Annotated in this window: 10 protein-coding genes, 1 tRNA gene and 1 pseudogene (1 of these 12 only partly in view); 9 read left to right on the top strand and 3 right to left on the bottom strand. The window is 59.0% G+C overall.

Going from position 1 to position 8,703, the window contains the following annotated elements; genetic code table 11:
* Both MPJ51_RS13190 and MPJ51_RS13185 read left to right on the top strand, forming a co-directional pair.
* Nucleotides 1-20: transfer RNA gene (locus MPJ51_RS13190), tRNA-Gly, on the top strand; it begins 155 nt to the left of the window's first position.
* Nucleotides 21-129: 109 nt separating this feature from the next.
* Nucleotides 130-1,344: a RidA family protein gene (locus MPJ51_RS13185; RefSeq protein WP_298387441.1), complete on the top strand. Its 1,215-nt coding sequence runs from the start codon at nucleotides 130-132 to the stop codon at nucleotides 1,342-1,344.
* Between the two features lie 75 nt (nucleotides 1,345-1,419).
* Here the strand turns inward: MPJ51_RS13185 and MPJ51_RS13180 are convergent, their stop codons facing one another.
* On the bottom strand, nucleotides 1,420-1,659 hold the full coding sequence (locus MPJ51_RS13180; protein WP_298387439.1) for an Lrp/AsnC ligand binding domain-containing protein: 240 nt from the start codon (nucleotides 1,657-1,659) through the stop codon (nucleotides 1,420-1,422).
* 156 nt (nucleotides 1,660-1,815) lie between these two features.
* On the opposite strand from MPJ51_RS13180, the gene hisB reads away from it, so the two are divergent.
* A complete protein-coding gene (gene hisB / locus MPJ51_RS13175) occupies nucleotides 1,816-2,403 on the top strand; it encodes an imidazoleglycerol-phosphate dehydratase HisB (protein WP_298387436.1) in 588 nt (195 codons plus the stop codon).
* Between the two features lie 88 nt (nucleotides 2,404-2,491).
* Entirely contained in the window at nucleotides 2,492-3,130 is a 639-nt protein-coding gene (hisH, locus tag MPJ51_RS13170; protein ID WP_298387433.1) for an imidazole glycerol phosphate synthase subunit HisH, read from the top strand.
* Between the two features lie 3 nt (nucleotides 3,131-3,133).
* Here hisH and MPJ51_RS13165 read toward each other — a convergent pair whose 3' ends face one another.
* Entirely contained in the window at nucleotides 3,134-3,535 is a 402-nt protein-coding gene (locus tag MPJ51_RS13165) for a DUF2147 domain-containing protein (protein WP_298387430.1), read from the bottom strand.
* A gap of 132 nt (nucleotides 3,536-3,667) precedes the next feature.
* Between MPJ51_RS13165 and hisA the strand changes: the two genes are divergently transcribed.
* Nucleotides 3,668-4,387: a 1-(5-phosphoribosyl)-5-[(5-phosphoribosylamino)methylideneamino]imidazole-4-carboxamide isomerase gene (gene hisA / locus MPJ51_RS13160; RefSeq protein ID WP_298387427.1), complete on the top strand. Its 720-nt coding sequence runs from the start codon at nucleotides 3,668-3,670 to the stop codon at nucleotides 4,385-4,387.
* A 4-nt stretch (nucleotides 4,388-4,391) separates the two neighbouring features.
* On the opposite strand, the gene MPJ51_RS13155 is transcribed toward hisA, so the two are convergent.
* Nucleotides 4,392-4,838 carry a DUF302 domain-containing protein gene (locus MPJ51_RS13155; RefSeq protein ID WP_298387424.1) on the bottom strand — a complete coding sequence of 149 codons (447 nt, stop codon included), beginning with the start codon at nucleotides 4,836-4,838 and terminating at the stop codon, nucleotides 4,392-4,394.
* A gap of 246 nt (nucleotides 4,839-5,084) precedes the next feature.
* Between MPJ51_RS13155 and MPJ51_RS13150 the strand changes: the two genes are divergently transcribed.
* The 4 genes and pseudogenes from MPJ51_RS13150 to MPJ51_RS13135 all read left to right on the top strand — a co-directional run.
* Complete coding sequence (locus tag MPJ51_RS13150; protein WP_298387421.1) at nucleotides 5,085-7,295, top strand: fused MFS/spermidine synthase; 2,211 nt, start codon at nucleotides 5,085-5,087, stop codon at nucleotides 7,293-7,295.
* A gap of 128 nt (nucleotides 7,296-7,423) precedes the next feature.
* Entirely contained in the window at nucleotides 7,424-8,185 is a 762-nt protein-coding gene (hisF, locus tag MPJ51_RS13145) for an imidazole glycerol phosphate synthase subunit HisF (protein WP_298387418.1), read from the top strand.
* Nucleotides 8,185-8,601: a hypothetical protein gene (locus tag MPJ51_RS13140; protein ID WP_298387414.1), complete on the top strand. Its 417-nt coding sequence runs from the start codon at nucleotides 8,185-8,187 to the stop codon at nucleotides 8,599-8,601. Before hisF ends, MPJ51_RS13140 begins: the two co-directional genes overlap by 1 nt.
* Nucleotides 8,595-8,703: pseudogene (locus tag MPJ51_RS13135) on the top strand (phosphoribosyl-ATP pyrophosphatase); the annotation flags it as partial. The gene MPJ51_RS13140 and the pseudogene MPJ51_RS13135, both read left to right, overlap by 7 nt.

Below are 8,703 nucleotides of genomic sequence, written 5' to 3'. Positions count from 1 at the left end.
GAATCGCCTCGCCCGCTCCAGATACAGACCCTCCGACTTACAAATCCTGAATAGCCCGATGCGGTGACGCGTTGTGCTTTGGTGCTGTTTTCGCTTTAGTCCCCCGGGCAACATGCAAGGAGGACCGGTTTGGCCAGACGATACAGCTTTCCCGAAGGGCATTGGGATTGGCCCGTCAAGCTGACCCACCAGCATGCGGTACGCGCCGGAGATCTGATCTTTACCGGTGGTCAGGTCGATCTGGATGATCAGGGGACCGTGCGCAATATCGGCGATTTGCCGGCCCAGTGCGCAAACGCCATGGCTTACATGGAGGCGCTTTTCAGCGATCTGGACGTTGATTTCGACGATCTGGTGCGCCTTGTCGTTTATTATGTCGGGGATGCAGCGGATGAAACCCGTCTGCTGGATCAACTGGCGCTTGTCATCGGCACCAAGGCACGACCGGTGATCAGCATGATCAACCTACCTGAATTGTGCTATCCGGGCATGCTTGTTGAAATCGAGGGCGTTGCCATGCGCGCACCGGACGGCGCGCGGATTGAGCGACAATCCTTGCAGCTTGAGGATATGCCACCCCTGCCAGCAGCGTTCTCGCATGTTTTGCGCGCAGGTGACATGGTCTTCACCAGCGACATGTCTGCAGAAGGTTCGGCCGAAGGCGCGGCGGAAATCGCCTTGCAAACGTCTATTGCAATGGACCGACTGGGCCGGGCGCTTGCGGCCGTGGGCGCAGAGTATTCAGATGTGGTCAAGATCAATGTTTTCTATTGCGATGACCTGAACGGCAGCAACTGGGAAGAACCCGCCCGTATTCGGGCCGGATATTTCCCCGACCCGGGCCCGGCCCCGACTGGAATTTCACTTCCCGCTTTTGCGCAACCCGGGCTGGCGACCCGGATTTCAGTAACGGCCATCTGTGACAGCGGTTCCGAACCCAAGCAATTTTCGTGGCCGGATGGCCATTGGAACTGGACCACGCCCCTTCCCTATAAGCACGGAAACCTGAGCCATGGCGTTATTCACATCGGTGGGCAGGTTGCCTTGGACAGTGGCGCGAATGTCCTGCATCCCGGCGACATGGTGGCGCAGACCCGGATCGCGATGGACAATTTGTCGAAGGTGCTGGCCGAATTCGGGGCGACGCTGGACAATGTCGTGAAGGTCACAACCTTCTATCAGGGCAGCGCCTCTGCCGAGACGCTGCATGAAAATCTGTTGATTCGGTCCGGGTCTTACGCGGCCCCGGGGCCAGCCACCACGGGCATACCCGTGCCCGCGTTGGTCTACAAAGACATGGTGATCGAGATTGAGGCGATTGCCGTTCTGGACGAGGACGTCTGAGCGCAGGCGTCAATCTGGCGAAACGCGGGCTGATGGTAAAGGCAACGGTCGGGTAAAAGGCTCGGGCCCGGCGTGTCAGAACGCCTTGAACGTCATGGTGGTCAGCGAGCGTTCGATGTCGGGGATCACCAGCAGGTTTTCATTGATAAAATGGCCTACGTCTTCATCTGTCGGGATGTAGAGCTTTAGCAGCAGGTCGTATTCGCCGCTGGTCGAGTAAAGCTCGGAGTGGATTTCGCGCAGCGCGATGTCTTCGGCGACCTTGTAGGTAGTGCCGGGTTTGCAACGGATCTGGATGAAAACGCAGGTGGACATGGGATTGGCCCTGTTGGTTCGTGTTGCCGCGCAGGCTGGCACGGGCCGTGCCCGTGTGCAATCCCCTGCAACAGTTTGTCCTGATCGCCACGCTTGGTCTGGATATGCCCAGCCTTCCCCGTCTATAAGCGCGCCTGTAGCAAAAGGAATTCGCCCATGCGCACCGCTTCGATCAGCCGTCAGACCGCCGAGACCGAAATCTCGGTTCAGGTCAATCTGGACGGCACCGGCACATATGACAACCAGACCGGCGTCGGGTTCTTTGACCATATGCTGGACCAGTTGGCGCGCCATTCTCTGATCGACATGACGATCCGCGCCAAGGGCGATTACCACATCGACGATCACCACACGGTCGAGGATACCGGGATTGCGCTGGGTCAGGCGCTGACCGCCGCTCTGGGCGACAAGAAGGGTATTCGGCGATATGGCGAGTGTCACCTGCCCATGGATGACGCCCAGGTTCGCTGCGCGCTGGACCTGTCGGCACGCCCTTTCCTGATCTGGAATGTCGACCTGCCGACGCCCAAAATCGGCAATTTCGACACCGAACTGGTGCGAGAGTTCTTTCAGGCGTTCAGCACCCATGGCGGCATCACCCTGCATGTGGATCAGTTGCACGGATTCAACAGCCACCACATTGCCGAGGCCGCCTTTAAGGCCGTCGCCCGCGCGCTGCGCGACGCGGTGGAAACCGACCCGCGCAAGGCGGATGCGATTCCGTCCACCAAGGGCGCGCTTTGAGAGGTTGGCGTGAGGGGCGCTGCCCCTCTTGGCCTGCGGCCAATTCACCCCGCCGTATTTGAGACAAGAAGAAGAACTGGGCCCTACCATGCTGACTGCGATCATTGATTATGAGTCGGGCAATCTGCACTCGGCTGAGAAGGCGTTCCAGCGCATGGCGCGTGAGATGGATGCGGGCGAGGTTGTCGTGACCTCGGATGCGGATGTTGTCGCGCGGGCGGATCGGCTGGTGCTGCCCGGCGACGGGGCGTTTCCGGCCTGCGCGGCGGAACTGCGGGGCCATAAAGGCATTTATGACGCGATGGTCGAGGCGGTCGAGCAGAAGGGGCGTCCGTTTCTGGGCATCTGCGTCGGAATGCAGTTGATGGCCAGCAAGGGTCATGAATACAGCGAAACCGATGGGTTGGGCTGGGTTGCCGGAGATGTTGTTCGGATCGAACCTTCGGACGCCGCGTTGAAAGTGCCGCATATGGGCTGGAACGATCTGGTGTTGGAGAGCGATCATCCGGTCTTTGCAGGGATTGAAACAGGCGATCACGCCTATTTCGTCCACTCCTACCATTTCCGCGTTACCGATCCGGCGCAGCGGCTGGCCTATGTGGATTATGGGCAAGAGGTCACGGCCGTGATTGGCCGCGACACGATGATTGGCATGCAGTTCCACCCCGAGAAAAGTCAGGATGTGGGCCTGCGCATGATCGGGAACTTTCTGACCTGGACCCCGTAAGGCTTACTCGACCCGTGTCCAGGTCTGGCCCCGGCAGATCAACCCGCCCGCAACGCAGCCTTTGACGGTCAGCTTGTTCTGCCCGTCCAACGCCATTTTCGAGTTATAGGTCTTGTCCCGGTCCGGCGCCCAGATCTTGCCGTTGTCATAGCTGCCGCCGCCCTCTGGCACCATGTCCCAGATGATCTGTTTGCCCAGGTTTTCGTATTCCAGTTGCTCGTCGCCGTCCTTGTTGAACGCCGTGTCGATGGTGCCGCAGATCGCGCTGCCGCAGGGGCCGATCGAGACATGCAGATAGCCGCCCGTATCGCCCGGCGCGGTCTTCCACAGCCCGTCAACCGGATCATCCGCCCAGGCGCTGGTCGCCAACGCAGCAAATGCAACCGCAAGTGTGAATGTTCTCATGACAATCTCCCTGTTTTGCGGATCAGTCTGACCGTCAACAGGCCGCCGGGCAAGAATGACTTAGCGTCGCGTTGCATCCCCCGTCCTTCCCGTGCCATATCCCGCGCAAACCTCAGCAAAGGGCCGCCTGACATGATCCTCTACCCCGCTATTGACCTCAAAGACGGCAATGCCGTGCGCCTGCTGCGTGGTGAGATGGACAAGGCCACCGTGTTCAACGAAGACCCCGCCGCGCAGGCCCGCGCTTTTGTGGATGCCGGGTGTGATTGGCTGCATCTGGTTGACCTGAACGGCGCTTTCGCAGGCGAGCCGGTCAACGCCGCCCCGGTCGAGGCGATCCTGAAAGCCTGCAACGTGCCCGCGCAGTTGGGCGGTGGCATCCGGGATATGGCCACGATCGAGACATGGATCGACAAGGGGCTGGCGCGCGTCATTCTGGGCACTGTGGCAGTGGAAAACCCCGATCTGGTGCGCGAGGCGGCGCGCGCCTTCCCCGGCAGGGTTGCCGTCGGCATCGATGCGCGCAACGGAATGGTCGCCACCAAGGGTTGGGCCGAGGAAACCGATGTGCAGGTCACCGATCTGGCCCGCAGCTTCGAGGACGCGGGCGTGGCCGCCATCATCTACACCGACATCAACCGCGATGGCGCCATGCAGGGCCCGAATATCGAGGCCACGGCGGCGCTGGCGCAGGCCGTTTCCATCCCCGTGATCGCAAGCGGAGGGGTCAGTTCGCTGGATGATCTGATTGCGCTGCGCGATTGCGGCGTGGCGTTGAACGGCGCGATTTCGGGGCGCGCGCTGTATGATGGCGCGATTGACCTGGCAGAGGCCATTCGCGCCCTGTCTTAAAGGTTTATTGCGCGGCGACCGAAGTCAGCTTGGCCAGCGCGCCGCGCATCTTCTCGATCACGGGTGCGTCTTCGACCGCGTCAAGCTCGTCCATGGTCTCTTTCGGGTCTTCATAGGCCAGCCAGACCTGCCCGTTCGCATCCTCGTAGGCCTGCACCTTGAGCGGCAGGAACAGCCCCGCGCGCGGGTCCAGTTGCATCGCGGGCGTGCCCAGCGCCGGGTTGCCGAAGATCAGCACCTGATTGGCCGGAATGCTCAGCCCGACCTTTTCAGCCCCCGCCGCGTGATCCACACGCGCAAACACCGTGGCCCCTGCATTGCCAACAGCCGCTTCGAGCGCGTCCAGAGCTTCGGGCACCGATTTGTCCGTGCTCACCTTGATGATATCGTCTGCCATTGCTGCGACAGTCCCTCCGAAAATGAATGTTGTTGTCAGAATGAGTTTACGCATCTCATTGATCTCCTGATGAATTTGGGGGCATTTTTCACAGGTTCGAGAGCGATGGCAATCACAAGTCTGGCATCAGCGGGGCTTTGCCACTTTGATGTCTTGGCCGCGCGATCTGCCCCCCTGAAAACAGTAACTCACCTGTGAACAATACCGCCATTCTGCGGGCATTTCACACAAAGTAGCCCCATATTGGCCGCATTTCCCGGCTAATCGACACATCAAAGAACGCAAGCAGGACCGTTTCAGATGAGCCTTTCAAGTACCGAGTATCCGATCAGTTTCAGGCTGCGGACCGCAACGGTTGTGGTTTTTTGCACCACAATGTTCCTCAGTGCCGGATTGCTTTTCTTTGTTCAGCCCCTGTTTACCAAGCTTGCCCTGCCCAAAATCGGTGGTGCTCCGGCTGTCTGGACCACGGCTATGCTGTTTTTTCAGGTCATCCTGATTCTGGGCTATGTCTATGCCCATCTGCTGACAAAATGGCTGCCGTTGCGCTGGCAATTATGCACGCATATCACGCTCTGGCTGGCGGCATTGCTCTTTCTGCCACTTTCGGCCAGCGATACATGGGGCCATGACCCGTCGCGGTCGACCACCCTGCAAACGCTCGAGCTGTTTGCCATCGGCGTCGGCCTGCCTTTCGCAGTCTTATCGGCAAACGCCCCCTTGCTTCAGGCGTGGTATACACGGTCGAATGGCCCGTCGCGGGATGACCCCTATTTCCTCTATAGCGCCAGTAACGTGGGTTCTCTGCTGGCCTTGCTGGCCTTCCCTTTGTTGGCCGATCCGCTGTTGGGCGCAAAAGCGACCAGCACGATTTGGTTTTTCGGCTTTATCCTGTTTGGTGGCCTGCTTCTGATCAGCGGTCTGATGGCTATGCACGGGCCGGGACCCGCAGTGACCAGTGCGGAACGTCATACATCGTCTCACGCTCTCAACCCGAAGCAAATCGCAATCTGGATTGCCGTCGCCTTTGTTCCGTCATCGCTGATGCTTTCTATCACCACCAAAGTCAGTACGGATCTGGGCTCTATCCCGCTAATCTGGGTTGTGCCGCTTGCCGTGTATATCCTGTCATTTGTCGTCGCATTTGCCACCTGGAAGAAGTTGACCACTGACAGCCTGCGCATCCCGGTGCTTCTGGCGCTGGCGGTTGGCGCTGTGTTGCTGTCAAATCTGGTTAGCCAACACGCCGCGCCGATCACCATTCTGGCTTACGTTCCGGTGCTGTTCGTGATCGCATTGTTTGCGCACAGGCTGCTGTACGAACGCCGCCCACCTGCTGACCAATTGACCGTCTTCTATATCGCCCTGTCGGTCGGTGGCGCCCTCGGCGGGCTCTTCAACTCGATCATCGCGCCGGCGGTCTTCTTTCAAGAGATCGAAGCTCAGATCACCCTGATCCTGGCCGGCGGGCTGCTATTGCTGCTGCCGTCTTCGCTTACGCCACGCAATGTCATGATTGGCTTGCTGACCAGCATTCCGGTTCTTTGCGTGTTCGGGGTGTTCAAAGGGTTCAACTTTTGGGGCAACGGCATGTCCCACGCCCTTGCCGCAACCCTGGTTCTGGCCGTGATTTTGCTGCTGTTCCGAAACAGCCTGGTTCGCGCCGCTGTCTTGCTGTGCGTTGTCATGCTGCCCTCTCTCATTTCCAAACAGGAAACCTTGTTCCAGGATCGCAGCTTCTTTGGCACGCATCAGGTATTTTCACTTGCAGGACTGCGGGTCTACAGAAACGGCACCACCATCCATGGCTGGCAGAAAGAGGAAGATTTCGGCAAACGCCCGACGCCCCTGACCTACTATCACCCAAAGGGTCCGATGGCGCAGGTGATCACCTCGGAATTCGGGCAACGATCCGAGCATATCGGCATCGTCGGTCTGGGGACCGGTGCGCTTGCCTGTTACAAGCAACCTTCTCAGACATGGTCATTCTTCGAGATTGACGCGATGGTCGATCAGGTGGCCCGCGATCCGTCCATGTTCACATACCTGTCCGAATGTGCCCCAGAATCCGAGACCTATCTTGGCGACGCCCGGGTCGTTCTGGCGCAGAACCCCTTTGAATTCGATATTCTGGTGCTGGATGCGTATAGTTCCGACGCCATTCCGTTGCATTTGATGACGCAAGAGGCTGTCAAATTGTACACCGAGCGGCTGACCGAAGATGGTGTTTTGGTTTTCCACATCAGCAACAATTACTACGACCTGATCGACCCGCTCGCACGGATCTCGGGCAGTCTGGGTCTGCATGCCGCCACCCAGTTTCACACCGTCAAAGAAGAGGACAAGAAGTCTGGCGCCCTATCCAGCATTGTCGCGATTGTCAGCCCGGACAAATCCTTGATCGATGGTTTCATCGCCGAGGGCAACTGGACCGGTGTCACATCTGACGGGGAAACGCCGTGGACCGATGACAAGGCCAACCTCATTTCCGCCCTCAAGCTGCTGAAATAGCGCGGCGGCAAGCCCCAAAGGCACATCAGTTGGAATTTGCGTATCATCCGCCCCGGATCATTCGTGGCTCAACAAGTCTGGCATCAGCGGGGCTTTGCCGGTAGAGGTGCCCCAACAAAGGATGCACCATGCTGAAAACCCGGATCATTCCCTGCCTTGATGTCGCCGATGGCCGTGTGGTCAAGGGTGTCAATTTCGTCGGCCTGCGCGATGCGGGCGACCCGGTGGAATCGGCCAAGGCCTATGATGCCGCCGGCGCGGATGAGATCTGTTTTCTGGACATCCACGCGACCCATGAAAACCGGGGCACCATGTTCGATGTGGTGCAGCGCACCGCCGAACAGTGTTTCGTCCCTCTGACCGTGGGTGGCGGCGTGCGGACCAAGGACGACGTGCGCGCCCTGCTGCTGGCGGGGGCGGACAAGGTCAGCTTCAACTCGGCCGCCGTGGCCAACCCAGATGTGATCGCCGAAGCGGCGGATCAGTTCGGCAGCCAATGCATCGTCTGCGCCATCGACGCCAAAACCGTCAGCCCCGGCAAGTGGGAGATTTTTACCCATGGCGGCCGCAAACCCACCGGCATCGACGCGGTGGAGTTTGCCAAAACCGTTGTTGCCAAGGGTGCGGGCGAGATTTTGCTGACCTCGATGGACCGCGACGGCACCAAGGCCGGGTTCAACCTGCCCCTGACCCGCGCGATCAGTGACGCGGTGGATGTGCCGGTGATCGCCTCGGGTGGCGTGGGTAATCTGGATCATCTGGTTGAAGGCGTCACCAAGGGCGGGGCCAGCGCTGTGCTGGCGGCCTCGATCTTTCATTTCGGCGAATACACCATCCGCGAGGCCAAGGAACACATGGCCGCCGCAGGCATCCCGATGAGGTTGGCGTAGTGCAGTGGGAAGACATTACGGTCGTTGAGCTGGAAACCAAACGAACCCATTGCGATTGCTGCCAACAGGTCACGACCCATGGAGCAGGGGATTTGTTGTGGGACGAGGATTTTATTGGATGGTTTACAGTAAACTTTTCAGAAAACTCTGCTTCTCACTCACCGATCATCAAGGTGTATGTTGGAGATTGGTCAGACGGAGCACCCGCTGATTCACGTTGGGGAGTCGTTGTCTCCTGGCATTCCGAAGGGTGCTCTTTACTGGATTGGGACGCTGAAGATCGCGAAGGCAACGATCTGTTTACTTGTCTTAACCGCGACGACGTTTTGGGTTCAGAGTTTGCGGAAGAATTATGGGCTATGGTTGATGCAGTGATAACGAAGGACAGCAGGCTCAAGGAACTGCAGCTATCATGATATTGTTCGATCTTGAAAAGACCATTGAGAAGCGCAAAAGCGCCGACCCCGACTCCAGCTGGACCGCCAAGCTGCTGGCCAAAGGCCCCGAGAAATGCGCCG

Source organism: Ruegeria sp. (assembly GCF_028066395.1).
Taxonomy (GTDB): domain Bacteria; phylum Pseudomonadota; class Alphaproteobacteria; order Rhodobacterales; family Rhodobacteraceae; genus Ruegeria.
The sequence above is the reverse complement of the archived record's forward strand: the minus strand, read 5'-3'. Positions and strand labels throughout refer to the sequence as shown.